Annotated in this window: 26 protein-coding genes; 7 read left to right on the top strand and 19 right to left on the bottom strand. The window is 53.6% G+C overall.

Features of this window, described 5'->3' with window-relative positions:
• The first annotated feature begins 70 nt into the window (after window positions 1-70).
• A complete protein-coding gene (locus A3L14_RS03925; RefSeq protein WP_055428977.1) occupies window positions 71-1,216 on the top strand; it encodes a M20 metallopeptidase family protein in 1,146 nt (381 codons plus the stop codon).
• Here A3L14_RS03925 and A3L14_RS03920 read toward each other — a convergent pair.
• The 15 genes from A3L14_RS03920 to hxlAB form a co-directional block, all read right to left on the bottom strand.
• The gene (locus A3L14_RS03920; RefSeq protein ID WP_055428978.1) at window positions 1,209-2,042 is read right to left on the bottom strand and encodes a GNAT family N-acetyltransferase; all 834 of its coding nucleotides are present in this window, start codon (window positions 2,040-2,042) and stop codon (window positions 1,209-1,211) included. The genes A3L14_RS03925 and A3L14_RS03920 overlap by 8 nt on opposite strands.
• Window positions 2,017-2,754, bottom strand: a complete 738-nt coding sequence (locus A3L14_RS03915; RefSeq protein ID WP_055428979.1) for a phosphoglycolate phosphatase — start codon at window positions 2,752-2,754, stop codon at window positions 2,017-2,019. The genes A3L14_RS03920 and A3L14_RS03915 overlap by 26 nt, the downstream gene beginning before the upstream one ends.
• A gap of 77 nt (window positions 2,755-2,831) precedes the next feature.
• Window positions 2,832-4,082, bottom strand: a complete 1,251-nt coding sequence (gene truD, locus A3L14_RS03910; protein ID WP_055428980.1) for a tRNA pseudouridine(13) synthase TruD — start codon at window positions 4,080-4,082, stop codon at window positions 2,832-2,834.
• A gap of 1 nt (window position 4,083) precedes the next feature.
• Window positions 4,084-4,599, bottom strand: coding sequence for a hypothetical protein (locus tag A3L14_RS03905; RefSeq protein ID WP_143597808.1), 516 nt, complete (start codon window positions 4,597-4,599; stop codon window positions 4,084-4,086).
• Complete coding sequence (locus A3L14_RS03900; protein ID WP_055428982.1) at window positions 4,599-5,960, bottom strand: AAA family ATPase; 1,362 nt, start codon at window positions 5,958-5,960, stop codon at window positions 4,599-4,601. Before A3L14_RS03900 ends, A3L14_RS03905 begins: the two co-directional genes overlap by 1 nt.
• Before the next feature lie 46 nt (window positions 5,961-6,006).
• Window positions 6,007-6,363: a peptidyl-tRNA hydrolase Pth2 gene (pth2, locus tag A3L14_RS03895; protein WP_055428983.1), complete on the bottom strand. Its 357-nt coding sequence runs from the start codon at window positions 6,361-6,363 to the stop codon at window positions 6,007-6,009.
• Window positions 6,364-6,415: 52 nt separating this feature from the next.
• Window positions 6,416-8,458: a COG1361 family protein gene (locus A3L14_RS03890; protein WP_055428984.1), complete on the bottom strand. Its 2,043-nt coding sequence runs from the start codon at window positions 8,456-8,458 to the stop codon at window positions 6,416-6,418.
• A gap of 60 nt (window positions 8,459-8,518) precedes the next feature.
• On the bottom strand, window positions 8,519-9,835 hold the full coding sequence (aspS, locus tag A3L14_RS03885) for an aspartate--tRNA(Asn) ligase (protein WP_055428985.1): 1,317 nt from the start codon (window positions 9,833-9,835) through the stop codon (window positions 8,519-8,521).
• A gap of 43 nt (window positions 9,836-9,878) precedes the next feature.
• Window positions 9,879-10,391, bottom strand: coding sequence for a KH domain-containing protein (locus A3L14_RS03880; protein WP_055428986.1), 513 nt, complete (start codon window positions 10,389-10,391; stop codon window positions 9,879-9,881).
• Between the two features lie 100 nt (window positions 10,392-10,491).
• Window positions 10,492-11,112, bottom strand: coding sequence for an HD domain-containing protein (locus A3L14_RS03875; RefSeq protein WP_055428987.1), 621 nt, complete (start codon window positions 11,110-11,112; stop codon window positions 10,492-10,494).
• A 4-nt stretch (window positions 11,113-11,116) separates the two neighbouring features.
• Window positions 11,117-11,926 (bottom strand): DUF4392 domain-containing protein, encoded by an 810-nt coding sequence (locus A3L14_RS03870; protein WP_055428988.1) that lies wholly within the window; start codon window positions 11,924-11,926, stop codon window positions 11,117-11,119.
• A gap of 2 nt (window positions 11,927-11,928) precedes the next feature.
• Window positions 11,929-12,105 carry a hypothetical protein gene (locus tag A3L14_RS11810; protein WP_162840169.1) on the bottom strand — a complete coding sequence of 59 codons (177 nt, stop codon included), beginning with the start codon at window positions 12,103-12,105 and terminating at the stop codon, window positions 11,929-11,931.
• Window positions 12,102-12,746, bottom strand: a complete 645-nt coding sequence (locus tag A3L14_RS03865) for a TIGR02253 family HAD-type hydrolase (RefSeq protein WP_055428989.1) — start codon at window positions 12,744-12,746, stop codon at window positions 12,102-12,104. The genes A3L14_RS11810 and A3L14_RS03865 overlap by 4 nt, the downstream gene beginning before the upstream one ends.
• Before the next feature lies 1 nt (window position 12,747).
• Complete coding sequence (locus tag A3L14_RS03860; RefSeq protein ID WP_055428990.1) at window positions 12,748-13,503, bottom strand: hypothetical protein; 756 nt, start codon at window positions 13,501-13,503, stop codon at window positions 12,748-12,750.
• 9 nt (window positions 13,504-13,512) lie between these two features.
• Window positions 13,513-14,733, bottom strand: a complete 1,221-nt coding sequence (gene hxlAB / locus A3L14_RS03855) for a bifunctional 3-hexulose-6-phosphate synthase/6-phospho-3-hexuloisomerase (protein WP_055428991.1) — start codon at window positions 14,731-14,733, stop codon at window positions 13,513-13,515.
• Between the two features lie 139 nt (window positions 14,734-14,872).
• Here hxlAB and A3L14_RS03850 point away from each other — a divergent pair, with 139 nt between their 5' ends.
• The 3 genes from A3L14_RS03850 to A3L14_RS03840 are packed head-to-tail and all read left to right on the top strand — an operon-like array spanning window position 14,873 to window position 16,136.
• Window positions 14,873-15,598, top strand: coding sequence for an arginase family protein (locus tag A3L14_RS03850; RefSeq protein WP_055428992.1), 726 nt, complete (start codon window positions 14,873-14,875; stop codon window positions 15,596-15,598).
• A gap of 5 nt (window positions 15,599-15,603) precedes the next feature.
• A complete protein-coding gene (locus A3L14_RS03845) occupies window positions 15,604-15,927 on the top strand; it encodes an Sjogren's syndrome/scleroderma autoantigen 1 family protein (RefSeq protein WP_074631393.1) in 324 nt (107 codons plus the stop codon).
• Window positions 15,924-16,136, top strand: coding sequence for a hypothetical protein (locus tag A3L14_RS03840; protein ID WP_055428993.1), 213 nt, complete (start codon window positions 15,924-15,926; stop codon window positions 16,134-16,136). The genes A3L14_RS03845 and A3L14_RS03840 overlap by 4 nt, the downstream gene beginning before the upstream one ends.
• 65 nt (window positions 16,137-16,201) lie before the next feature.
• On the opposite strand, the gene trmBL2 is transcribed toward A3L14_RS03840, so the two are convergent.
• The 3 genes from trmBL2 to A3L14_RS03825 form a co-directional block, all read right to left on the bottom strand.
• Window positions 16,202-16,996, bottom strand: a complete 795-nt coding sequence (gene trmBL2 / locus A3L14_RS03835) for an HTH-type transcriptional regulator TrmBL2 (RefSeq protein WP_055428994.1) — start codon at window positions 16,994-16,996, stop codon at window positions 16,202-16,204.
• A 365-nt stretch (window positions 16,997-17,361) separates the two neighbouring features.
• The gene (gene rgy, locus A3L14_RS03830) at window positions 17,362-22,491 is read right to left on the bottom strand and encodes a reverse gyrase (protein WP_074631395.1); all 5,130 of its coding nucleotides are present in this window, start codon (window positions 22,489-22,491) and stop codon (window positions 17,362-17,364) included.
• A gap of 39 nt (window positions 22,492-22,530) precedes the next feature.
• On the bottom strand, window positions 22,531-23,082 hold the full coding sequence (locus tag A3L14_RS03825) for an SWIM zinc finger family protein (RefSeq protein WP_055428995.1): 552 nt from the start codon (window positions 23,080-23,082) through the stop codon (window positions 22,531-22,533).
• Between the two features lie 93 nt (window positions 23,083-23,175).
• On the opposite strand from A3L14_RS03825, the gene A3L14_RS03820 reads away from it, so the two are divergent.
• On the top strand, window positions 23,176-23,409 hold the full coding sequence (locus A3L14_RS03820; RefSeq protein ID WP_055428996.1) for a hypothetical protein: 234 nt from the start codon (window positions 23,176-23,178) through the stop codon (window positions 23,407-23,409).
• On the opposite strand, the gene A3L14_RS03815 is transcribed toward A3L14_RS03820, so the two are convergent.
• Complete coding sequence (locus A3L14_RS03815; RefSeq protein ID WP_055428997.1) at window positions 23,406-24,707, bottom strand: DUF4139 domain-containing protein; 1,302 nt, start codon at window positions 24,705-24,707, stop codon at window positions 23,406-23,408. The two genes, A3L14_RS03820 and A3L14_RS03815, sit on opposite strands and share 4 nt — an antisense overlap.
• Before the next feature lie 154 nt (window positions 24,708-24,861).
• On the opposite strand from A3L14_RS03815, the gene A3L14_RS03810 reads away from it, so the two are divergent.
• Together A3L14_RS03810 and A3L14_RS03805 are read left to right on the top strand one after the other, a co-directional pair.
• Entirely contained in the window at window positions 24,862-25,560 is a 699-nt protein-coding gene (locus tag A3L14_RS03810; RefSeq protein WP_055428998.1) for an acetate--CoA ligase family protein, read from the top strand.
• Window positions 25,561-25,663: 103 nt separating this feature from the next.
• Window positions 25,664-26,908: an AAA family ATPase gene (locus A3L14_RS03805; RefSeq protein ID WP_232473406.1), complete on the top strand. Its 1,245-nt coding sequence runs from the start codon at window positions 25,664-25,666 to the stop codon at window positions 26,906-26,908.
• Window positions 26,909-26,954 lie beyond the last annotated feature (46 nt).

Here is a 26,954-nt window from a genome sequence, read left to right as displayed (position 1 = left end):
GTGGCATTCATTAAGACACTCATCGAAAAGTTAATATGGGGGTTTTACAATTTTAAGTCCAGGTGAGACCATGAACCCGCTCGAAGAAGCCCTGAAGATTAGGGGGGAGATAATAGCCTGGAGAAGGGACTTCCACATGCACCCGGAGCTCAAGTACGAGGAGGAGAGAACCTCAAGAATAGTGGAAGAACACCTGCGCGAGTGGGGATACTCCATTAAACGTGTCGGAACCGGGATAATAGCGGACATCGGCGAGGGTAAGAAGACGATAGCCCTAAGGGCCGACATGGACGCCCTGCCAGTTCAGGAGGAGAATGACGTTCCCTATAAATCCAGGATTCCCGGAAAGATGCACGCCTGCGGACACGATGCCCACACGGCCATGCTCCTCGGGGCGGCGAAGATAATAGCCGAGCATATCGATGAGCTCAACGGCAGGGTGAGGCTAATCTTCCAGCCGGCCGAGGAGGGCGGCAACGGAGCGGTGAAGATGATAGAGGGCGGTGCACTTGAAGGAGTGGATGCAGTGTTCGGCCTCCACGTGTGGATCGACATGCCCAGCGGGGTGATAGGGATAAGGGAAGGCCCGTTCATGGCCGGTGCGGGCATATTCAAGGCACGGATAATCGGTAAGGGCGGCCACGGGGCATCGCCACACCAGACCGTTGATCCAATTCCCATAGCGGCGGAAGCAATACTCGCACTCCAGACCATAGCGAGCAGAAACGTACCTCCAATTGAGACTGGCGTTGTAAGCGTCACTGCTGTACAGGCTGGGACGGCCTTCAACGTGATTCCAGAGGGAGTCCAGATGAAGGGAACGGTAAGATTCTTCAAGCACGAGATAGGCGAGCTGATTCAGAGGCGTATGAAGGAGATATTCGAAGGTGTCACCATGGCACACGGGGCTTCCTACGAGCTGTCGATAGAGGAGCTCGTCCCGCCGACCGTTAACGATAAGGGCATGGCGGCTTTTGCCAGAAACGTTGCCGAAAAGTACGGGCTGAGGCACAGCGATGTCGAGCCGACTATGGGCGCCGAGGACTTCGCCTTCTACCTCCAGAAAGTCCCCGGAGCGTTCCTGACGCTTGGGATATACAACGAGGAAAAGGGGATAATCTACCCGCACCACCACCCCAAGTTCGACGTTGATGAAGAGGTTCTCCACCTCGGCACGGCGATAGAAGTCGCCCTTGCCATGGAGTTCCTCAGGTGAGTTCCTTCGCGAGGATCTTAATTTTTCCCACCTTTTCAGCGCCGAAGCTCTCAACGTCGCCCGGCAGGAGTGTCAGGACCCGCTCGAACCCGAGGACCTTTGCCCTGCCGAGAACAGCCTTCAAGTCCCAAATCCTGCCCCAGAGAAGGAGTGCAGCGCCCTCCCTCCCGGGGAGACTCTTGAGGGCATAGTACGAGCCGCCGCTCCTGCCGGATTCGATCGTATAGTGAATCCCGGCGATGTTGTCCTTAAAGGCCGAGAAGAACATGCTGTAGGAGCTCTGAAATCGGCCAGCAACCAGTTCAAGGTTTTTAACGTCCTCCCAGCCGAACGCCGAAGGCTCCACGGTTCCTCTGCCCCTCGCCGGAACCCATACGGTTGTCCCCGTGAAAAGCTCAGCGTCAAAGCCGAGCTTTCTGTAGAATCCCTCCGCATCCTCATCCGGCTGGACGGTCAGCATCTCGACCTTCCGCTCCTTAGCGACCTCCCCAACGAACTCCATCAGAAGCCTTCCGATTCCCCTGCCCCTGTAGTCGGGGTGAACCTCGATAACGTCCACGTGCCCTATTTTCCTGAGCCTTCCACCAACGGGCTCCTCGGAGAACAGAACCTCGACCTCGCCAACTATAATACCTTTTAGCTCGGCAACGGCCACGAGCTGGTCATCAAGGAGGAGGTTGTTCAGATGGATCGCGCAGGTCTCGACGCTCATCCAGGGACCGCCTCGGGTGTAGCGTTCGTAGAGGTTGCCGCTGAGCCTCTCGTTGGCAGTGTGGAGTGCAACTATTCCCCCAACGTCATCAAGGGTCGCCAAGCGGATCCGCATCCTCCTCACCGAGATAGCCGGACTTCTTCAGCACGTGAAGAATTCCCTCGGCTCCACCGGCCCCGTAGGTCTTTTTCGTCACGTAGTCGGCTTCCCTTTTCAGGCTCTCCGGGGCCTGACCAACGGCGACGCGGTAGCCGACGACCCGGAAGGCATCGAGGTCGTTCTCGCCGTCACCTATGTGGGCAACCTCCCCGGGCTCTATCCCGAGCACCTCGCAGGCTTTCTCTATCCCCGTCCCCTTGTTTATCCAGGGCTTCTTGACGTGTATCGCGAAGCCGGAATCAACGGCGACGAGGTTGAGACCAAGTTCTTCTATTATGCCCCTCACGGCCTCGACTGGAATTGTTCGCAGAATCACGAGGCCCGCCCTCCGCTCAGGCATCGAAAAGCTCATAACGGCTTTTGGATAGCGCCTCTTCACCTCGCTCCAGAGGATCCACTCCTCGTCCATCTTCGTCAGATAAACCCTCTTCCTCAGCCGCCCGTCCTTTATGGACAGGGCCCCCCCGTCCTCAGCCACAACCGGCCCGCTGGTGCCTATCATTATTGCCATTGCCTCCGCAAAGGGGACGGAGTTGCCTGTGACAAGCATGACGGGAACGCCCAGGCTCTCGGCGAGCCTTATCGCCCTAAGGGCATCTTCATGGAGTCGCCTGTCTGGGTAGGTGATGGTACCATCTATGTCAAGGGAAATCGCCTTTATCCTCATAATTCCTCACCACTGGAGTGCCAGCAAAAAGGTAGAGCGCAGGCGAATAAAAAGCTTTTTTAACATATTTATGGCAATCAGTGGTCCTTCATTATCTCCCTTAAAACTGTGGTCGCGTAGGTTCCTTTCGGAAGGAAGAACCGGAAGCACATGCCAGTGCCGGGGATGTAGCCGTAGGTCAGGCCGAGGGGCCTAATCAAAAGCTCCCTCCTGCCGCCGGGCTCAACCATCGGTTTTGGAAGCTTTCTGAAGACCTCGAGGGATATCCCTTCCGCCTCAAGTATCTCCTCCTCCAGCCTTCCGGGAAGCCCTTTAGCGCGCCTCATGGCGAAGCCAAAGAGGGGGCCACTCACAGCGGCCTCGCCGCGCCGTATCTTCTCGTTTACAAAGCCTATATTAGTCCCGGTGACGCGGTACGTTCTGTCGCGGTAGGGGATTCCTCCCTTCACCTGGACGACGATATCGCCGACGAGGGCCTCGTTCAGGGGAATACCTCTTTCAATCCTCAGGGAGATGTAGAGGTTGAAGAGGTAGCTCTGGTAGGCGTGGATGAAGATACGCATTATGGGAAGTGGAAGGCTTAGAAAAGCCCTCTTCCAGCTCCCGGTCTCTTTGTAGCGGTGGAGCATGGTTCTCTCATAGCGCAGGAAGTTCGGAAATTCCTCCAGAGCTTTCTCAACATCACCAGTCTCCCAGAAGTGTCTCCTGGCCTCGTCCCCTTCCATACCCCCCTCGTGCGCTCCGAGGAACAGCCTCGCGGCACCCTCGAAGTCCCCCTGCAGGAGGAGCTTTCCGATCAGGTGGTTCGTGACACGTCTCTCCCCGAAACGCTGGTAGCCAAAGTAGTTGGGGAAGCCGCCTTTACCGCGCAGCTCTCGGATTATCTCCCTGCTCTGTTCGAATGCATTTTCGTCAACGTCTCTCACGATTATCCTGAACCTGTTTCCACGGAGGTGGCCGAGTTTGATAAACCTACCGTAGGAAACGAACCTCAGCTCTATGTCCCTTATCTGGACGTTCTCAACCGCCTCCCTCGCTCCGGCCGGCACGCTGATATACTGGTAGGTCACCGCGTGCCTGTCCTTCGTCCCGGCGAAGCCTATGTCCCTGTAGCTAATCCCGGCCCGCTTGGCTATCTCCTTGACGGCGCTCATCGTATCCCAGTTTCGCTTTTTGAGGAGGAATATCGCATGCCTCTTCCCCTCGAAAATCGAGGGGAGGGGCTCTTCAATTACCAGGAAATCATCGGGATGAACCTTTATCCTTCCTCCAATACCTGTTCTCTCACTCAAGTACACGAACTGGGAGAAGAACTCGCGGTAGTCCATCTCAATCACCTAAAATCTCCAAAAATTCGCGAAAGGATTTGCAATTCCGTTTGAGCTTCTCAAAGTCGAGCTTGTCAGCATACTTTGGAAGATTGGATTTGGTGTAACGCTCTCTCTTTTTCAGTTCATCGGAAGGTTTGGTACTCCAACTGTAGCCGAGGCTTTTGCATATCCATTCTTCAATCTCGTACTCAAAGAGGAAAATCTTAACCGGAACCTCCGTTTTTTTAGGGATATGTTTCGCAATGTCCCGTTTACGTGACCCATAATTTGCAGGATCATCCCCATCGTAAACAATAAGTATGAATTCAGGGAAAGCACTCTCAGCAGCCTTGATAATTTTGGTTAACTTATGATTGCAGAGATAAGGAGCATGAATCGGATTCCTTCTTCCAGAAAGCTTCTTGAGTTTGATGTTAGCAAGCCCCTCATGGTTCAATCTGCCCAAGAGACGTTTGAAGAACTCTCCCCCGTAGGTGTCCTCAGTAATGATGACTATCTCTTTTGCCATGCCCATCACTGCTCTTTGTTCTCAAAGAGTGAACCGTAAAGCCATCCCTCACTGAGGGTGATGCCCCTCTCATTAAGGAACTCTTTGATTTTTTCGGGATCTTTTATTCTTTTGAAGACAGTCTCACCATTCTCCTTATCGACGAGCACAAGGTCAGAAGGCTCAACGATATCAACGACAACCGGGGAGTGGGTCGTAATAATAACCTGGCTCTCGCTTTCCTTGAGTGTGTCGATGATAAGCTCAAGGGTTTCAGGATGGAGGGAATTCTCTATTTCGTCGATTATTAGGAGAGGAGGCTTTAAATAGGCCGCAGTTAGTATCGCGAGGACTTTGTAAAATCCGTCCGAGATGCTCGGGGGAGCGAGCTCAAGGTTGTTCTCAAAGACCTTCATCATGACCCTGCCGTCTTCAGTAAGCTGGAAGAAAACTCTCGTATTGGGAAACGCTATGGATAATGGACCAGTTATCCCCTCGGGTAATCTACCCTCACGGAGCCAGATGTTGTAGAGAAGGGGGACAAGGTTGGAGGCATCTTCGTTGAGGATTGTTTCTTTGCGGGGATATTGGGGTGTTTTGAGAGCCCTAATAAAAATTTGCCTTAGTATTAATTGTTTCTTTAAAAATTCAAGCCCATAAAGATCCTCTATGCCCAGTTCCATATATACAGGTATCCCAACAAATTCATTATCTCCTGACTGTAAAATTTTAGTTCTCGGCCACATGACCGGAATTTCAACAAAAAACTTATCTCCCTTGGGAATTTCAATAGTCGTGTATGCACTTTTTATTGACTTCCAATTGGCGATATCTCCTAAAAGAACCGGTCGCATAGAAGTATAATCCATAAGAATTTCGAATAAGGATGCATCTTCCAAGTCTTTTGGTAACTTTTCTCGTATGATTCCTAGATTTAAATCTGAGAACTCTGAAATCGTAGGGTACTCTAAACCCGAAAAAGCCATTTTTAGCCACTCTTTATCATGAACAACCTTTAGAAGATGGCCCTCCTTCTCGATCCTTACGTAACCAGAAACCTCAATAACCTCCTTCAAAATCCCAAAACTTCCTCCTGTTCCCGTAAAAGTCGTCTCAAAGTAAACATCGTAGCCCTCAACGTCAAATAGCATTCCCACAGTTATCGGCAGTTCCTCTTTCCCGGCCCAGACAACGTTGTTGTAACCCCACCATTCAAGGAATGGATTTGTGTCTTTTTCAACATAGATTTTCCTAAGAAGCTTGAAGACCTCCACAAGATTTGTCTTGCCCGAGGCGTTGGGACCAATGATAACGTTGAACTTATCCAGTTCTACTTCGCAGTCCCTGAGACTCTTGAAGTTTCTAACAGTGAGCTTCTTCAGCCTCACGCTCTCACCGAAGATTAAAACGGCTAAATGATTAAAAGACTTCCGCTCACACCAGCTTCAGGTGTCCGGTAACTTTGTCAACGAGCTCCTCTGGGGCCGGACCAATCGCCAGAACCGTTATCGTCCCCGGCGGAATCTCGGTTAAGCCGGCATCTCTGATGAGCGCCGTTGGAATGCCGAGCTTTTCAGCGTGAGCCTTCAGCTCAAAGAGCTCCCTCTCGTTTTCGGCCTTGACGACTACCTTCTTCTGCCCCTCGTGGAACCAGGCCTTGAACCACTCGGGCTTCTCCTTCTGGGCCTTGAGAGCGGCGGTAACGGCCCCGTGGGCCACCTGGACGGCAAACTTGCCCTTGCTGAGCTTGAGATCCTTCCGCGAGACTATGACCTGCTTGTACCTGAACATCTTCCATCCCGGAGGGAGTGAGAAAAGGAACTTATAAATTTAAGGAAAGGGGTCAGAGTTCGACTATCTCCGTGCTTTCATTCTCCTCTTCCCCGCCCTTTTTGGGAAGTCCTCCTGGGCGCCTGCTCTTCTTTCTCTCCAGCTTCTCCCTGAGCTTCTCGGACTCGTCCCAGTACTTGTAGGTGACCCCGGCGAGCACGAAGGCCACTATGATGAAGAGTATCGCGAGCGGCTTCCACGGGTTGCCGGTCGGGCTGTACGCCTCTGCTATACCTTTGAGCTCCTCCGCGAGGGGAGTTGGATCGCTCATCTTGGCGAGCGTCTGGTTGATGTAAGCTGGAAGCTCCTCAGGAGTTGGCCAGACCTTGACCTCCTCCACGATGACCTTGGGTGGGATGCTGTTGATAGTAATGAGATTGCCGAGCTCAAGCCTGTGCTCGTTTCCGAGCGGGTCGAGGTAGACGAGCGTCGCCCCTATGTTGGTGAGGTTCTCCCTGAGCACGGTCAGGTCTATCTGAACCGTCTTGGTTTCCCCGGCCTTGACGGTTCCTATCCTGACCGAAGAGGGCCCATCGAGGCTGGCCGGAAGGTCTAGGAGAAGCGTGGCGTTCGTTACAAACTCATAGTTGGGGTTCCCATCGCCGGCGGAGAGAGTGAACTTGAGCTTAACGGTATCGCCGACCTTTGCACCCACATAGTTGCCCCAGGTGCCGTTGTAAGCCTGGGCGGTAACCTCTATGGCCGGTATGTTGTAGACCTTAATGCCGCCGAGAATCGGGGAGTATATCGTCCTCTTCTTCCCTGTCTCAAGGCTCTTGTCATCGTAGAAGGTAACGATGGCCTTTCCAATCTCAAACTCGCCGACCTTGGTTGGCTTGAGGACATAGATAAGCGCCGGCATGCTGGTGAAGGCCGGGAATGTCTTGAGGGTCCAGGTCTTGGTCATGCTCACGAGCTCAAAGTCGTTGGGTATCGGCGCGGCAACGCTCACATCGTAGGCGTCACCCCTTCCAAGGTTCTGGACGTTTATCGTGACCACGAGGTTGTCCCCAAGGAGCATCGCTTTCGGGAGGGCGTCGATTTTGGCGATAACGTTGGCCTGCCTGAGAATCGGGGTCACCTGTGCACCGGCAGGGCCGTAAACCCTGATGATGGCCCTCTTGTAGTCGGGCTCAACCTTCTGAACCGAGAGCTTTAAGGGGGCGTTTGGAACGTTCTTCGGCTCGTCGCCCACCTCAAGGAGCATCGTACCGAGGCTGTTGCTTCCCCTGAGAACCTCGACCTTAACGACGTCCGGTATTGTCGAGACGAGCTTGACGTAGTACGTGGTGTTATCAACAGTAACGGGTAGCTTCTCGTTAACGTAGAGGAGGTCGTTGTAGAGGAGAACCGTCTCAACCTGCTCCGGAGGGTTGACCTCACCGCCTTCCTTGACGATCTGGAAGTTCGTGGACGCGATTTTTGGAACGTAGACGTTTATCGTTGCCCCGTTGTTAACGGTGTTCGTGACCTCTATGGAGAGGTAGTTTGCATAGGAATGCGTTGAATCGAGCTTGTACCTCACGCTACCTGCAGAGCCCTTGTCTATGGTGAGCGTGTACACGTCCCCGTAGGGCATGGTAACCTTAAAGGACGCCGTGTCACCGGAAACCGCGGTCAGCTTTATTTTTATCTGCGGGAATCCTTCGGGCAGGGTGATTTCATCCCCGACTATCAGGTTTTTGCCTGAAAGAACTTTCTGGAGCGGAGACTTAAGCTCCAGAAGTATAGACTTGGTATCATACCTAATCCACACCAGGCTCACATTGAGGTAAACGTTCGCGCTCGACGGGTAGAGGAGGTATCCGTCCTGACTGACGACGTACCTCAGAGGTCCCTGGGGACCGTCAACCTGAAGATAGATCTTGCTCCAGTTCGGATTAACGTCGGCAAACTGGACCTCAAATGGGCCCAGAACTGCCTTATCGCCAAGACCGAGGGAAACACCGGATATGCTGGCGGATTCTGGCACGCTTGCGGATTTTACTAGATGCACCATGGGTGTCAGGGAGAAAATCATCAGGCCCAGCAGGATTAAAGCGGCTACCTTTTTCATATCTCCAGCCTCCAAAGAGTAGTTAACTAATCACCAAAAGGAAAAGGTGATATAAAGATGTTACGGTGTTAGTCTTCTCCTGTCCCTTGGGAACAGGATGACTTCCCTGATGTTGTTGATGTCGAGCATCTGCTTTATCAGCCTCTCCGCACCGAGACCGAAGCCGCCGTGTGGGGGCATTCCGTAGCGGAAGGCCTTGAGGTAGAACTCAAAGCTCTCTGGGTTGAGTCCCTTCTCCCTGATCTGCTCGATGAGGACATCAACCCTGTGCTCCCTCTGGCCGCCGGAGGTTATCTCTATTCCCCTGTATTCAAGGTCGAAGGAGCGGCTGATTTCCGGCCTGTCATCATATTTCATTATGTAGAACGGCTTTGCCTCGCTGGGATACTGGTATATGAAATAGAGGGGCGCGTTTTCATTTTCGAGCATGTACTTTCCGAGGAGCTTTTCCCCCTCGGTATCTATGTCCTCGCCCCACTCTATAGTTTTGCCGAGGTCGGCGAGTATCTCAAGGGCCCTCTCATAGGTAACGCGCGGGAAGGGCAGCCTCGGCTCCTCAAGTTCAAATCCAAGAGCCTCAAGCTCCTTCGCGTTGTGCTCGCGGACGTATTCGATGGCATGGGCGACGAGCCTTTCAAGGAGACTCATTACCTCCTCCTCGTTTTCTATGAACGCCATCTCTGCATCTATGCTCCATGCCTCGTTGAGGTGCCTGGTGGTGTTGTGCTCCTCGGCGCGGAATATCGGCGCTATCTCGTAGACCCTGTCCAGGCCTGTAGCCATCATTATCTGCTTGTAGAGCTGCGGGCTCTGGGCGAGGAAGGCATCTTTCTCAAAGTATTTCATCGGGAAGAGTTCGGTTCCGCCCTCGGTGGCGGTTGCGATTATCTTCGGGGTGTGAACCTCAACGAAGCCCTCGCCGTGGAAGAAATCCCTGACGGCCTTAAAGACGGTGGAGCGTATCTTGAAAATCGCCATTACTTCCGGCCTTCTGACGTCCATAAACCTGTTGTCGAGCCTCGTGTCGAGCTCCGCCTTGACCTTCCCCGTTGGGTCGAGCGGGAGCGGGCTCTCCGCCCTGCTGAGCACTTCAAGCCGCTCCGGAAGGATTTCAAAGCCCAGCTTCGCCTTCGGGGTAAAGTTCACGATTCCTTCAACGGCTATAACGTCCTCAGCGTTCAGCTTGGGTATTAGCCTGAACAGCTCGGGATCGACCTTCTTCTTGGGGGCGGTGACCTGAACTATGCCCTCCCTGTCCCTTATCCAGAGGAACTTTATCCCACCCAGGTCCTTGATCTCCCAGACCCATCCGGCGACCTTAACCTTCTGGCCGTTCAGCTCTTCAGTAATCTGGCTTGAGTAGTGTGTCCGGTACATACCATCTACCTCCGGTTAATAACGGTGAGAAAGAAAAGGAAGTTTAAATAAAGTTTATCCTGACCTCTTCCCCTGCTATTTGGGAGAGTATGCTCTCAAGCACATCCCCCCTCTCCGGGAGCTTCCTTCTGTCCCTGCTGAGCACGAGGACTTTGTAGTAAGTCCCACCGCCGGGCTTGTAGACGATGTTGACGCCAAAGACTCCGGCAGGATAGAGGAGGTCGGTAGCGAGCTTCTTGAGGTCGTCGGTCCCCTTGACCTCAACAGCCTCAATGACGCGTATCCTCTTCCCAAGCTCCCTCATGAGGGCCTTTATGTTCTTACCGCCCTTCCCGATTGTTATCGGGACGTCGCCTTGTCCGACCATGATGACTATCAGGTCACCGGCCTCGACGGCCCTCTTAAACTCCACATCAGCGTCACCGATAAGCTGGTACAGGAGTCTCGCGACCTTAACATCCAGCTCAGATATAACACCCTCCTGGAGTTTTTTCTCGTCGGCCGGGCACAGAATGTCGTCGGTCTTCAAACACACCTCACAGATTGGCGCCTTCATCTCCTCACCTCCCTTGCCTGAAGAATGAACTTAAAGGGCTAACCCTTAATTCTGAAAGTCATTTAAAAACCTTATTATGGGGGAAAGGACGGGAGGAAGTTCAGATTTCGCCCTCTATTTCACGCCTTATGCGCTCGATGAATTGGACGGTAAAGGCGTGCCTTTCCTCGGCGATCCTTCTGGCGGTTTCGGTGTACATCAGGTCTTTGAGCCTCAGTATCTTTTCCTCAAAGTGCCTCAGAGAGGCCTCAATGTCCCTGCCGTGCTCGCCCGAGTACATGAAGACCCTCGCAACACCTATCGCACCTATGGCGTCAAGCTTGTCGGCGTCGCTGAGTATCTTTGCCTCAAGTGTCTTTGGCTCGGGACCACGGGAAAAGCGGTGGGCCTCTATGGCGTGGGCAACCGCCTCGATTTTATCCTCCCCGTAGCCAAGACTCCTGAGGTACTGCCTCGCTATCCGCGCCCCTTCAAGGGCGTGGTCTTCCACCCTTCCGGCACTTTCAAGAGGCCTGGCAACGTCGTGGAGGAGAGCAGCCAGGGCGAGGACTTCAAGATCCGCGCCTTCCTCCTTTCCAATGTGCATGCAGAGGTTGAAGACCCTCTCAACGTGACTGAAGCCGTGCGTTCCTTCCCTCTCAAAGAAGTGCCTGGCGTATTCGCGGGTCCTTTCTATTAGCCTGAGGCTATTTCCATCGGCTATGAATTTATCCAGCCTCATTCTATCACCTTAGCGCTTCATCAACCAATGCGTTTAAAAGTTCAACGATTCCCTCGTGGACGTCGAGGCTTATTCCATCGACCGTCGGTGTTTGGGCTTTTGAGACGCCATCTATGAGCCCGAGCTTTGAGATAATCCGAACTATCGTCCTCTCGTCCCAGTCGGGAAGGAGTTTCCGGCCGAGTTCTATGGATGCCTGGGCGACGAGGCCGTAGGCCCCCCAGTTGGAAACGGCCGAGAGGATCAGCTCATCCGTCTCAACGACGCTCGCTATCTTCTCTCCATGGGGGATGTGCCTAACAACGAGGCCGTGGATATTCCCCATCCCTGCCTCGTTGCCGCCGTCGCCTATTCCTATCGTTGGTATCCCAAGCTCCTTTGCCTTCAAGACTGCCCAGTCGAAAGCCTCCCTGGTTATCTCAAGGCCGCTCATGGAGTAGCACTTCCCATCCCTGGCCCTCCCCGGAGTCTCCAGCGCTATAAGGAGGGAGTAGTCCTCTATCTCTGGCCTGTTCGTAAAGCTGAGGCGGAACGGTTCAAGGGCTTCTCTCACCTCGGGGTACGTTAGTATTTCCGCCCGCCCCCCAAGAGCCTCCACAGCCTTCGCTATGGCAATCGTTCCCGGCGGGCCGTCGGTCTCAGCGCGCATCGTGGGAGGTATGGGAAAGCCGGTTATGATTAAAACCCTTCCATAATTGTCCAAAAACATTCTTGCAGAATTATGTAAAAAATTGGGGTTCTCCCTGCGGTAGTCCAAGTATACCCGGAGAACCCCCCGGTCCCCAACGTCGGTGTTTACAACATGAGCGATCATGCTTACTCGACCTCATAGACCACTATTCTAACCCTTTTGCCCTTTATCGCCTCCTTGAGCTTCCACCACAGCTCGGTGGGCTCTTCGCTCCTGTGGGTCAGCTCATGGCCGTTTTCAAGTTCGACCGTTTCCTCTCTATACTTCACAAATACGCCCTCCATGTCGAATATTCCCCTCATTCCCAACCCCCCAGTACCTTTCTCAGCTCATGAAGGGTTCTAATCTCGTAATCGGCCATGTTGTATCCCTTTTCACCCTCCCGGTTTATCCACACGGCGGTCATCCCGACATTTTTGGCGCCGTAGACATCCTGGCTGAGAGAATCTCCCACCATGACTGCTTCGGAGGGCTCGACGCCGAGGCTCTCAACGGCATAGAGGAATATCCTGGGCTCGGGCTTTATGGCGTTAACGTCGTCCCGGGTAACGACAACGTCAAAGTAGTCCAGCAGTCCAACGAGCCTGAGCTTCAGCCGCTGGTATTCAGGGCCGCTCGTTACGATACCTAACTTGTACCCGGCCTCCCTGAGCCATTTTAGGGTCGGTAGGGTGTCGGGATAAACATGGAGCCTGTGGGGATAGGCCCTCAGCAGTTCCTCATACCTCAGGTCGAGGTCAAAGAGTTTAAAGAAAAAGTTCCAGTCATGCCAGTCGTAGGTGTCCTTCCTCCCAAAGATTTCGCTCAGAAACTGTGTCCTGGCCTCGTCCCTGCTGATTCCAAACTTCTTGGAGAGCTTGTCATAAACCTGCGGAAGGAAGAGCTGGATAAGCGGCATTTCCGTTAGTATCGTCCCGTCTATATCGAAGAGAACCGCTTTCATTTTACCACCTCTTGACCAGGAGCGCCAGTATCTCGACCTCTCTGGTGAGGTTCTCGTCCATCACGACGCCCCAGATAACGTCCTTGTCCGCCAGTATTTCCTGGAAGCTGGCCAGTATCCCGTGGGCGTCCCTTAGGGGGAACTCCTTCCCGACGAGTATGCCTATAAGCCCCCTATCCCATATGCCCCAGTGCCACCCAAAGTCAACCTCCCGTAGGAGGCGCAGGATCCCGACGTTGCCGCCGCGGATCATGTTGAACAGGTCGGCGTAGTCTATGTTGACGAGCATCTGGGTCTCAAGGTAGTAGTAGAGCCTGGAAAACATGGCGGCGATGTTTTTCGATGCCTCCTGAAACGCCGTTGACAGGGAGACGTTCTCGTCCGCGAAGAAGTCCCAGAGGGAATCATAGAACACCGTCTCAAAGTCGTCGGCCCAGGAGGGCCTCTTCCCGACGACGAGTTCTTTCCGGGGTGTCAGAACGTATGCGAGCTTTATCGTGTCCTTGGGGGTGCTGTCGACTATTATTTCCCTGAGCTCGTGGTTTATGTCCTTATCATCGAAGACTAGCCAGAGGAATGTGTTTTCGGGTATCCTTGAAAAGAAGCCCCTAAGGCGCTCCTCATACTCACTTGAACGGGGGAGGAGGTAATAAGCAGGGTTTACCGTTACCTTGACCGCACCGTCGGCCGTTATGCTGTTGACTATCCGTGCCCCCGTGTTCCCTATTCCAACAAAAAGGTGGGTAAAAGACACCATGGCGACCCCTTACTCTAGGGTCGCGTGCTTCCGCTTCATATCCTTTTCGGTCTTCTGGAAGGTGGCCATCAAGAGTGCTATGATGCCGTCCAGGAATATCATCGTGGAGTCCTCGAAGAGTGTTCCCATCGGCGCTATCCACTTGTATTTGGTTAGCATCTGTCTGGCTATGTAGTCCGTGGGTATGTCCGTCTTGGCCCTCCCAGGTATCTCAACGACGACATCGGCGAGCTTTCCAAGGGTTGAGCTGGCATAGGAGGTTATCGCAACGACTTTGCCACCCTGTTTGCGGGCTATCCCAGCCGCATCAACGATGCTGTTGGTCTCACCGGAACCGCTGATGGCTATGAGCAGGTCTCCGGGCTCAAAGGCCGGCGTTATCGTCTCGCCGACGACGTAAACGTTGAAGTCGAGGTGCATGAGGCGCATCGCAAAGGCCTTACCGACGAGGCCGCTCCTTCCGGCGCCGTAGATGAATATCTTGTTCGCTCCGATCATGGCATCGACGAAGCCCCTGACCTGCTCTATCTTGAGCTTCTCCGCGACACTGCCTATGTGGTCGACTATGTCGGTCATGGCCTTCCTTATCGTCATCATGTACTCTCCCCAGAAGAGGTCTATTATCTTCCGGGTGACTTCTTCGGGGTCGTCAGCCTTGGTTATGGCACCGCCGACTATGATAATGGTGGCGCCCAGCTCGATGACCTTCGGGATTGTCTCAAGGTTCAGTCCACCAGCGACGGCAACGGGAACGCTGACGGCTTTGACGACCTTTTCGAGGTCTTCCAGCGGGCTCTTACCCTGAACCTGTTCGTCTATGCCCGTGTGGACGAGGATATAGTGAACGCCCATCTTTTCAAGCTCTTTGGCCCTTTTGACCTTGTCCTTAACGCCGATCAGATCGACCATGACCCTGATTCCATAGCGCCGTGCAACCTCAACGGCGTCCTTTATCGTCTTGTCATCGGCGACACCGAGGATAGAAACGACATCGGCGCCGTGTCTTGCCGCCATTTCGACCTCCAGAGCTCCGGTGTCCATGGTCTTGAGGTCGGCAACGATCTTCCTGTCTGGGAAGCGTCTCTTGAGAAGCTCAACCGCGCGCATGCCCTCCTTCTTGATGAGCGGTGTTCCAACCTCCAGCCAGTGGGCGCCGCCGCGGGCGGCCTTCTCAGCGATAGAAATGGCCCCCTCAATGTCAGTCAAGTCAAGAGCGACCTGAAGTATCATCTCCTCGCCTCCAAGGAGTTTTCGTTTTAATCTTAGGGGGCTACTTTTTAAACTTTGGCGTCAAAATTTAACAAAATCATGTCAAGCATTTCTACCAAGGTTTAAAAAGTGAAGGGGCAATTCTCGGTGGGTGGAATCAATGGTAACGTTCATCCCCTTCGGCGAGAAACCCAACAGGGACGGTGTTCTCTACGTTCTGCAGCTCCTCAAGAGGAACAAGCTTCTTGAAGACTACATGATAGTCGAGTCCAGCCGGGTTGAGCTTTTGGCAGAGCGCATACCCCTGGACAGCGCCTACATAGTTGGGGAACACCTCGCGACTTATGGGATAATAGAAAAGCTCCGGCCGGCCTCCCTGCTGAGCGTCGATGCCCACACAGATTTAATGCATGACTACCTCGATCATGGCTCGTGGCTGGCCTACGCCCTGGAGGAGCGCAAGATAAACCGGGCCGCAGTTCTCGCACCGGTTCTCATGATACCGACCACCGAGAGAACCCAGCTCTGGACGAGGAGGGTTAAGATATTCCCCGCCCTGCTGAGGAGCAGGAAAGTCAGGGGAAAATGGAGGGCCTACCCCAACCTCCAGACCAGCCCCCTGGACGAGATAATCGCAGAGGCGAAGAAGTATCTGGGGGATGAGATATACCTGACCGTTGACCTTGACGTTCTCCGCCCCGAATACCGGATAGCCCGCTTCCAGCACGGCGAGCTCACACTCGACGAGCTCCTTGAGATTCTTGAGGGCATAAAAAAGAACTTCAGGATAATAGCCTTTGATATAGCCGAGGTCTCTGACAAAATCCGCCGCTCGCGGTTAGGAAAGAAGGCCTTTGTCGAGGTGTTTCAGCTCCTGACGGGGTGATTCACTTGAAGGGCCCAACAGAGGAGGAGATGAGAACCGTCCTCATGCCCCTCATGCTCTCCGGGGCGAAGATGCTTGACAAGCACTGCCCCAGGTGCGGCTCACCTCTCTTCGAGAAGGACGGCAGGGTTTTCTGTCCGATATGCGAGCACAGGAAGAAACAGAGGCAGGCCGAGATGAGGGGCGTTGAGGAGCGCCTCCTGGAGAAGCTGAACGAACTGGCAAACTCCCTCCCGGATGAGATAGACGAGCTTGAGAAACACTTAAGGGCAATGGAGAAGATAATAGAACTGTTGGAAAAATACCGGAAACTGGAGGGGGGAGGATGAAGAACGTCAGGGTTTTTAAGGCTCTGGAGGATGGTCCCAAGACCATCGAGGAGATAGTTGAGGCCACGAAGCTCCCGGCGATGGAGGTACGGCGCTACCTTCTCCGCTTCGTCGAGCAGGGAAAGGTCGAGAGCTACCAGAAGGAAGGGAAGCTTTTCTGGAAGATTAAAGAAACCAGCGAGGCCGAGGAAGAGTTCAAGTACGTCTGAATCCTTTCTTTTCTCCATGCATCGAAGAAACACCGAACGATTAAGCGAAAGGAAAGAAAAGGAGATCAGGCCTTCTTGGCCTTCTCCCAGTACTCGTTGAACTTGCCCTCAAAGAGCGCCTTAACGCGGAAGTCCTTGATCCATATCTGGGTCTCGTAGTTGAAGTACCTTGCCGCCATGTCCTCAAGGGCGAAGAAGACCTCGTCGTCGCAGATGAGCATTGGGAGCTCAAGCTTGTCTATGACCTTGAGCTCAAGCTTGCCGGCCTTGTAGTAGTCAAGTATCTTGGAAGCGCTGAGCCTGTGGTAGACGTTCTCGGTGACGATTATCTTGGCCTTGGCGCCGTTGTCGATGGCCTTTATGATGTCGCCTTCGAGGTTGATGGCAATGTAGCCGTCGTCGGCAAGGAGGATCTGCTCCTTGACCTCCTCGAACATCTCCTTGGTCTTGAGGGTGGCGTTCCTTATGCCCCTGACGACCCAGACCTTCTCGACACCGTACTTCGGAATCTCTGTCTCGATGAGCGGGCTCATGAGCTCAAGGAGCTCCTCTTTGGCCTTCTTCTTGGCCTCAAGCTCCTCAGCGACGCGCTCCTGCCACTCCTCGATGAACTTCTCAAGGATGTTCTGCGGGTGGACGGGCCTGTACTTGTTGACCTTGCCCGGCTGGCTGATGGCGAAGCCCTTCTTTTCCAGGCTCCTGAGGACGTCGTAGGTTCTCGGCGCGGGAACTTCGGAAACGCTTGCCAGCTCTGCCGGAGTGAGGACGCCGAAGCCCACCAGAGCCACGTACGCCCTTGCTTCGTAGAGGTTCAACTCAAAGTGCTCCTGAAGGAGCTCAACCATTCTGTCCTTAACCATTCTTACCACCACCAGATTTTCTATTTTTTGTTTGGAGTTCATCCCATATAAATTTTTTCCACAGATTGTTAGTGTCGCTGGTTATGTTCTGAAGATTACTTAAAGATGACTTCTCTGGATATTATTGCCGTTGCATGGATATACAAAGGCATTACTACTGAATAGATTTTAAAATTTTTGGTTTTACTGGGAAGCAAAATTTATAGGGCGCATTAAGGCCCCACACGGAAAGCAAATGATATCTGAATGGAACTGATTGTAATATTATTGATAAATTTTCAACAAATTAAGTATTCCTCAGCCCCACAAACCAACATAATTAAAAGTCAGCACCCAGCTGGGGAAAATGGTATGAAAAGTGAACCTCAAGCAAGGTACTTCCGTATCTCCTCGTAGAGATCCCTGAGAACCTTCTGATAGTCAATCTTATTCTCCTCAATCCTGTCCATCATCTCCTCAAGCTCCCGGGTCTTCTCCTCACTGACCAGTTCTTTATATTTACTTATGAGATAGTGGTAGACCTTGATGCCTTGCTCAGTGGGCACGAGCTTCTTCCTCCCGCGGGTCTCAATGACGTAGTAGCGCCTTATCAGGGTTTCAACTATTTTTGCGTAGGTTGAAGGTCTTCCTATCTTGCGCTCCTTCATCAGGGCGATTATGTCTCCCTGGGTGTAGAGAGAAACCTTCGGTGCCTTCCACTTCTTGGACTCGACGACCTTCAGCTTCGTCCCCTTCTCAAGCCTCGGGAGCTGTCTGAACGGTGGAGAGCGAAGCCTTGTCCAGCCGTCCTCAATTACCTCAACATAGCCCTCTATCTCCGTCTTTCCAATGCCCGCATTAATAACGGCTTTCTCGTGGAGTATCCTGGCGGCCTTCATCTGGCTAGTCATGAAGCGCCTGAATATCATGTCGTAGAGCCTGTAGTGGTTCCGGGTGAGGTTTTTGGGGAGCTGAATTACCCCGTCGCGGACGAGCTGCATCAGCCTGCCGGTGTCTATCGGCCTGGTCGGCCTTATGGCCTCGTGCGTTCCCTCCTCGCCCCAGGGGCGCGGTTTAAAGTACTCCTCACCGAGTTCCTGTGTGATGTACTCCTTAGCGATCTCTATTCCCGTGTTGCTAACGTGGGTGGAGTCGGTGCGGTGATAAGTACAGTTATGGGACACCACACCGTTTGCAATGAAGTTTTCTGTCATGGTCGTAAAGTCATAGAGCTTTCCGGTGTAATGCTCTTCGGCAACGTCAACAACCTCAACCCACGTCACGTTGGCCTCAGCGAGGGAGAGGAGGTAGTCCTTAACCTCCGTATCTGCGGCATACTCAAGAACCTTAACGAGCTTATCCCTCGGAACGGAGAGAGGCTTCTTCAGCCAGTTCCAGACGTCTATTCCTTCCTCTCTGAGGAGTTTGGTCTTTGCACCCTTCGGAAACGTCAGCTCCTTGATGAGCTCCCCAACCGGAATCAGGTCAGATTCGAGGGGCTTCCTCGTCCCCCGGTATGCCTGATAAGCTTCTTCAAACTGTCTCCGTCTAATTCTGAGATACAGGTAGATTTTTTCCCTGAAAGCTCCAAGACTGCGGTTGCTAATTATGAGGTCCCAGACGCCCGTTTTCTTATCCAGCTTGAGATAGTTGAGAATGCCAATCTGATAAAGATAAACGCTGAGTTTCTTGAGAACGTCTTCGCGTTTTGAAGTTAAAATCGCTCTGAAATTGACTCCCCTCTTGTCATGGAGGAGGGAGAACGTCCCGTCCGTGTCAAAGTAGCCAGCAATCATCGCGTTGAGCATCTTTTCAGGGATCGTGAAAACTATTGGGTGAAGTTCACCCGAGCGAGCACCGAGGCGTCTGAATAGCTCCGTCAGGATTGAGTTGGAAAACCCAACCTGGTTCGTTGTCTCAAACACGTGAAGGAACGGGAACGTCTCCTCAAGGATGACCTTAACCTGCTTGAGCGGTGTCTGAGAGATTAGAACTTTGCTATCCCTCAGTGTTCCATCACCAAGCACTAAACCGAACGTATACCAGAAGTTCTCATCTAGCTTAAAGTTGGGGATTCTCTTGCTTCCGGCCCTCTGGCGGTAGAGGGAAACAACGTGGGGCTCAAAGTCTTTGACGCCCCATTCAAGAAGCTTTTTGAGCGGAACCACGCGGTTGCGGAGGTATTTGTACTTTGTGCTGGTCGTTATCCTTTCTTTAATTAGAGGTGCGATTTTTGAGTCGAAGTACTCTTCATCAAGCTCCACCATCACGTCGGTTATTCCCAGTTTGATAAGCATCTCAAGAAGACTGTATTCCTTCCTTCCTCCGTGCCCCGTGTTGTAAGCGAAGGCCACATAATCGCCGGGCTTTACGTTCTTTGCTGAAACCCAGCCAAGCTTTCCGTCGCGGATTACGAGAAGCCCGTGGTCTGGCGTTGCCCTTATCTCGTGCCCGTTCTTAAGTCTCACAACCTTGAGCAGCCCGTTCCAGTCTATCTCCCAGAACCTTGTCGCCTTGGCGTTCTTGGCCCTCAGCCCATTCACCGCCAGCAGGTCGCTTTCCCCATTTCTAACGGCCTCGTCTATTCTCATCAGCCTTCCATCAGCCAAGCTCACTATTGTGTCGGGAGTAACGCACAATCCGGCCTCAAACAGATCCTGCGCCAGCCTCATCGTTTCCGGCGCGGACAGCTTGAGGAAGGTTGAAGCGTCCTTCAGCATGGCATCGGTGGTGTAGGGGGGCATCGGGTTCAGCTCGCGCTCTTCAAGCTGGACGTCCTCGACAGTGACGTATTCAGGAGGTTCAACGTTTTTACCATCCTTTCCGACTTCTACCGTGAGCTGGAGGCCGTTCTCAAGGGTTAAACCGAGGAAGTAGGTCTCGCTCTCTGTGAACTCCTTGTAACGCTCAATCACCCAGCCCAGAACCGGCGTCTGAACCCTGCCGGCGGAGAGGTTGCGGTTTTCAAAGACACGCTGGAGTTCCTGGCTCAGCTCGAAGCCTATCCACCTGTCCTCTATGCGCCTGACGAGCTGAGCATTGACGCGGCCCTCGTTCACGTCCCTGGCTTCCTCAATGGCACGCATTATGGCCGGCCTCGTGACCTCGTGGAACTCTATACGTTTGATGTTCGGCGTGTACGGACTGAGGACGTTCCTTATGTCCCATGCTATCTTCTCACCCTCCGTATCGGGATCCGTCGCTATGAGTATCTCGTCGACCTCCTGAGCCAGCTCGCGCATCGCCTTGACGTTCTGGAGTGCGTCACGGACGTTGGTCGAGCCGCAGCGAGGACAGACGCCTTTCTCCTCCCAGTCCACGAACTGATGGCCACAGTCACGGCAGCGCTTTATGGTGTCGTATACCGGTATGAACCTCAGCATGCCGTCTTTCTCATCAACAAGAACGCCGTGGTAGCCCTCGTTGGTAACAAGGTCGAACATGTGCCCGCCGCTCGCTAAAATCGTCAGCATCATATTTCCTATGCTCACCTCGTAGGCGACCAGGTCACCTATCCTCGTCTTGCTCGGCTGGCCGAAGAAGCTGGCTATTGTTCTGGCCTTGTTCGGGCTCTCCACTATCATGAGGGCCGACTTAACGAGGTCCTTGACCTTGGCGCTTATCTTCCCCTCCATGACAAGGCGAACCTTCTCCCTGTCCTCGTCTATCTGCCTCAGAACCTCGTCGATGTCGAGCTCCTCGAAGGGCACCATCTTGAACTCCGTGAAGCGCCAGCGCATCTGCCTGACCAGGCCATTGAAGACCTTCTCGTTGTCCACTATGAGCACGCTCAGTCCCCTGGTGATTCCTCCGGCGAACAGCCTGCTCGTCCTTCCCGTGGCCTGGATGTACGTCCTGACGTCGGGAATCTCGATGTACCACCTGCCCCCTTCTTCCTTCAGGCTGATGAACGGATCCTCAGCAAGTTTCCGAAGAACCTCCTCGTTCTTCAAAGCATTCCTCAGGAACTCAACCAGCTCGCGGAAAACACCAAGGACGTGGTTGTGGAAGCCGTTTTCTATCGGCAGCCCCTCGGCGAGGGCCTCCTCAATCTTAAGGAGCTCGAACTGAGGTATGTTTCGTATAAGCCTCCTGAGCCTTGCGTGGAGCTTTTCGGCCTGCTTTCTGTCCTCATCGCTCAGGAACTCCATTATCTCACTGAGCAGGCCCAGGGCACGGTAGATGGTCGGCCTCTCAAGGTCTATTGAAAAGCGGAACTTGGGAACGCCGGTAAAGACCGCGTAGCGGATGAGGTGGGGCATGTCAAGACCGCGGACGAGGGAGCCGTAGTATGTGGCGGAGCCGACCAGATAATCGGCCTCACCGTTTTCAAACCTCTCTATGGCCTTTTTGTTCTTCGAGCTGACGAGCTCGACCCTGAACCCCCTCTCGCGGAGGTAGTTCACCAGCTCCTCGGCGTAGCCCAAGCCCTGGTCAATAGGCGTGAAGATTATACCGCCCTTCCCGAGCCTCCTAAGGAGCTCCCCGACGTGCTCCTTGACGTCTTTCGTAGGCTTAAGATAGCTGTCAACGACGTTCCTGAGGGCGCTCCTCCCGCTGCCGACCTCGAAGCCGAGCAGCTCGCGGTAGAGCTTTATCCTGTCGCCCCGGGCTGAACCGGTGGCCGAGGCGATTATCATTATCCCGACGCCGTTTTTGGCCTTGAACTCCTCGATCTCTCTCTGGAGCTCCGCTATCTGAGCGTTCAGCTCCTTAAGCCTCTCCTCCCTGTCCTGGGCGCGGCCGTTCAGGTACTTCGACATCTGCTTTTTCAGGCGGATTATCTCCCACGCCTTCTCTATTATCTCCCCGCTAAAGCCGAGGAGGAGAAGGGAGCGGTCTATGTTCTTGCTGGCCTTTAGAAAAGCGTCAACATCGTCGACGAAGATAAAGTCAAAGCGTCTGCCCTTCAGAACATCATCAAACTTCCTGGCAAGCCACTGGGCACTGGTAACCAGGATATCGTAGTCCCCATTTTGAATCTTGGCCAGCATCTCCTCCTTCTCCTTCTTGCGGAGGTTGCCGTGGTAGTAGGCGAGGTTTATCTCAACGCCGGCCCTCTCGGCTATCGCCTGGAGCTTTTTGACTGTCTGGACCACCAGCGGCGTTGTCGGGACGACTATGTAGCTTTTCTTCCCTTTAGTGGCGTGCCACACGGCCATGAACGCCCCAAAGGTGCTCTTGCCCATTCCGGTCGGAGCTATGATTGAGAAGCTCCTCCCCTTAAGGAGTCTCTTGACCCAGGTTCTCTGCGCGCTCCAGAAGGTAAAACCTGTGGCCTTCTCAAAGAAGGCCTCGACTTCCCTAAGGCCCCTCTCAAGGCCGTATATCCTCTCCCACTCCTTGAGGGTGCCCCTAAGCTGGAGGGCATTTCTAACCGCCGTGATGAGGTCAAAATAAGAGTCAGCGTGAGCGGTTTTATCAAGGCAATCACTGCACGGATTCTTAACGTACAGCCTTTCATCGGAAATCCTGCCGAGGCAGTTCGGGCACATCTCGCGGTATATCGCCTTCATTTTCTCACCCTCTAAGTTCCTATTTGGTGTTAGGAGGATTTATAAGGGTTTTTGGATTGTCGCCTCAAGCTCCCTGAGCTCATCCTCAAGCTTCGCCGAAAGCTCGTAGTCGCTGAAGACGTGCCTGTATTCCGCAATGGTTTCTTCGAGGACGTGAACGACTTCTATTTTGCCGGTCATCCCCACGAGCTTCAAAGCCCTCCTGAAGAGCCTGGCAACCTCGCTCCCGCTCTCGTCCGTGCTGAGGGCAAAGCGGAGCTCCTTGAGGGTAACGTCGAGCGCCAGCTCCGGAACCTCGGCCAAGAACTCCATGGCAAGGGACTCCGGATAAAGTTCGAACCTCTCACTCATCTCCGGCAGGGCTTCAAAATAAAATCCGTTCTCATGAGCCTTCATGACCGCGGCCACGTGCTTGCAGTCTCCTCCAAGTGGGCAGGTACAGCGGTTTTCGCCGGTCTGCAGGTTCAGCTCCACGTAGTAGGGGTAAGTGCCCAGAACCTTGGAGAAGAGTTTGTCCCCATGTTTGACTACCCAGAGAACCTTTCCGGCCCTGTAATAGCGCTCCCCCTTCCTGAGGGTTTTTTCGTCCATGGCACTCACTCTAGGGGGCTTCAACTGGTTACCTTTAAGCCTTTCGACCGCAACCGTTTTATCCCCCTGTGAGTACTATATCCGGTGGTGACCATGGATGTTTTTGAGCTGGCCAGGCGCTATCACGATGAGCTCGGCATAAAGGAGCCGAGCATGGCAACCATGGCGGCCGAATTTTTCGACGACCTGGGCCTCAAAGTGGCAGAGTTCCTTCAAAGCGAGGGCTACGCAATACTTAACACAAAGTTCGTGGACTACGACAAGAGCCTCGTGCTCGACGTGACAAAGGGAGAGAAGAGGTTCGAGGTAACGCTCCGCAAGAGCTAATAGCGGTTCTCGTAGTCAAAGACTATCTCCTTCTTTTCTCCGGGGTTAACAGCAACCTTGAACTCAACGTAGTCCCGGGTTTCGTCCATCGGCTCAAGGCTTGAACTGATAATTCTGCCCCACTTGTAGTGCCTGACTATGACCGTTTTGGCGTCATTTCCAAAGTTCTCAAGTGTTATCCTGATCTTGTAGTATGCGTAGCCCTCGCCGCTCTTCTGCTCAAGCACTGCTGTTGTGCCCTTAAGGTCATAGTCCCTGCCGACGCCTATTCTGAGCATGTCCCCCTTGGGAGTGTGCCCTATAGCCCTCTCACCGATGAGGAGCGACCCGTCGTCGGTCTCCCTGTATATCTCAACGATCCCGGCCGGAAGAACTTTGTCCGTCTTGAAGGATATCGACTCGTAGACCGGCCCCTCCCTGCTGTACGGCCAGCTCTCGTAGAGGTACTCCCTCTCAAAGGGAACCTCGAAGCTTATGTAGGGATACATCATCGTGCTGGCCGGGTTGATGTCTGCCACACCGAGCCTGTAGAGGTAGAACGCCTCTACCTTCTCCGGCTCGCCGACCTCGATCTGGTCGGTTCCCTTCTCCGCCATCGTGTAGAGAACCCCCGGTTGGGGCAGAGCATGATACAGCTGGACGTCGCCGGCAACCAGGAGAATCTTTGCATCCCTGAACCCCTGAGCCGTCGGGTTGTTGAGGACTATGTAGCCGTAGAGCTTTGCCTTATCGCCTATGTAGAGCTTGTACCTGCTCTCCCAGCTCATGTTTGCAACGCGGTAGATGATGCTCACGTTGTACTTTCCTGCCTTCTCAGCCTGAAGGACGGCATAAACGCTCGCCTTTCCCTCAAGGTTCTTAGCTTTAAAGTAAGCAACCTCGTTCGGGTTTATGAGGTAGTATCCGTCCCCCTCGATGGTTATCTTTCCGTTCCTGAAGCCGAGGAACTTTCCGGCTATGGTCTCTCCGCCCCCCAGCCTGACCTCGACCTCGCTACCGATATTGGCGCTGTAAACGTCTTTAGAGTCCCTGCTGAAGACCCCGAGGACGTGAACGCCCCCGTCGAGCGGCCTTATCGTGACCTCGGCTATGTCGAGCCCGGCCAGCTCCTCAAGCGGGACCTCGTTCATGCCCTCCTTCAGCTCAAGCTCCAGAGTCTTCTCAACGACGCCTATCTTGGCAGAATTGTACAGCACAACTGTCATATCTACCTGAGATGCCTTACCGCCCTGGAAGGAAAAAATCGCCAGAATTACCACCAGAATTCCTCCAATGCCAGCAATAATCTTTCGATTCATCCCAATCACCACTAACACCTTGGGCCTTGGAGTATTTATACCCCGGACATCGCTTCAAAGCCGTTAGAAGCGAAAGAAACGAAAGGTTTGCAAATGGAAACCCTTTTAACCCCCCGGCCGGATTGAGAACTGTCAGGCTTATGAGGTGATTGGTATGGACAGGATTGAGAAGGCTAGGGCAATCATTGAGAAGGCCAAGGCCGAAAACAGGCCGCTCGTCGAGCCCGAGGCGAAAGAGATACTCAAGCTCTACGGCGTCCCGGTTCCGGACTTTAAAGTTGCAACCAACGAGGAGGAGGCCGTTCAGTTTGCCAGGGAGATCGGCTACCCTGTCGTCATGAAGATCGTTTCCCCGCAGATCATCCACAAGAGCGACGCCGGCGGTGTCAAGGTCAACATCAAGAGCGATGATGAAGCCAGGCAGGCATTCAAGGCCATCATGGAGAACGCCAGGAACTACAAGCCCGATGCAGACCTCTGGGGCGTCATCGTCTACAAGATGCTCCCGCTCGGCAAAGAGGTCATCGTCGGTATGATCCGCGACCCGCAGTTCGGTCCAGCTATAATGTTCGGTCTCGGTGGAATCTTCGTCGAGATCCTCAAGGACGTCAGCTTCCGCGTCGCCCCGATAACCAGAGAGGAAGCCCTCGACATGATAAAGGAGATCAAAGCATACCCGATTTTAGCGGGAGCCCGCGGCGAGAAGCCGGTCAACATCGAGGCCCTCGCCGAGATAATCACCAAGGTCGGCGAACTGGCTCTTGAGCTCCCGGAGATCAAGGAGCTCGACATCAACCCGATCTTCGCCTACGAGGACAGCGCCGTTGCCGTCGATGCCAGGATGCTTCTCTGAGGGCTTTTGACCCTTTTTCTCTCTTCTGCAATTCCTGCCGGCAGTTGATCTTGAGAGTTTCCCCACCGGTAGGTTTTTAACTATAATTGCCATTATTATAACGGTGGTTATACTAATGGCCATTATACAAAGGCGAGAGCTGGATCGCGTCCTTGGGATTAGATGGCTCCTGCTCTACGGGCGGAGAAAAACCGGGAAAACCTTCTACGTCAGGGAGAGGGGACGCTACTCAAAGTATTTCATTGTAACCCGGGGAAGAAGCATAGTGGACATTGAAAGCGGTGAAGAGCTAACGATAAGCGAATTTACACGTCTCCTGCCGTATATGATTCAAAGCGGCCGCGTTGTTGTTGACGAATTCCACCGGCTGGACGAGCCCTTCTTCTCCCTGCTCCAGGGGCTCTCCGGAAAGGGAGAACTGACGCTTATAACCTCAACAAGACACTACTTCAGGCGCTTCATCGACGAGAACAGCCCACTCATTGGCCTTTTCCACCTGCAGGAGGTGGGACTCGTTGATCCAAGAGATGCAGTGGCATACGTTGCCAGCCTTGGAATAAAGGGAAAAACCCTAATGGAGCTGGCGTGCCTCGTTCAGGAGCCTTGGCTGGCGCAGACCGTGGGGACCATGAAGGAGAAAACCTTTGAAGTGCTGGGGAGTCTTTTAAAAGACTACGTGCCGAGCCTGACGGGCGAGATATTCACTGAGGAAGACAAGGAGCTAAGCCAGCGCTATTTTGCCATCCTTGAGGCTGTTGCTGACGGCAAAAGGACCTCTGGAGAAATAGCCTCGGAGCTGTTTTCAAGGGGCCTCGTCGATAAGAACTCCCCCGGAACAGTTAGCCAGTACCTTGAGACCCTTGTGAACATGGGGCTCCTCGAAAGAGTCCTCCTCCACGGGAAGCGGAGGAAGGGCTATCACTACAGGCACGTTTCCCCGGTGGTCGATTTTGCCTTTTATCTGAACTCCAAGTACGGGTTCTTTGAGACGGGCCTGCCCGAAAAGAGCATCTCCCAGCACCTCCGGGAAAGGATGCCGTCCTACATGGAGGTCTTTTTCGAGAGGTTTCTGGCCAGGCTCCATGCCCTTCAGCCCGTTAAAATCGCTCTCCCCGAGCTGGAGGTTGACATTGCCCTGAGGAGACACAAACGTTTGGCCTTGGTGGGAGAAGTGAAGTGGAAGGGCAAACTGACGAGGAGAGAAATCAGGAAGGTGGAGGATAAACTTGCCGGCCTTGATGCGGAGAGAAGGTTTCTGATAGTGCCCGAGAGATCAGTCCTCAGCACCGAACCGGAGGAGGTTGATGTCCTGGACTGGAGGGACTTTGTGGAACTCTCGAGGGGGTGAATTACCCCTTTCAATTCTTATCGCCTGGAACATTGTGTTAAATTTA

Source organism: Thermococcus thioreducens, from assembly GCF_002214545.1.
In the GTDB taxonomy this organism is placed as follows: domain Archaea; phylum Methanobacteriota_B; class Thermococci; order Thermococcales; family Thermococcaceae; genus Thermococcus; species Thermococcus thioreducens.
The sequence above is the reverse complement of the archived record's forward strand: the minus strand, read 5'-3'. Positions and strand labels throughout refer to the sequence as shown.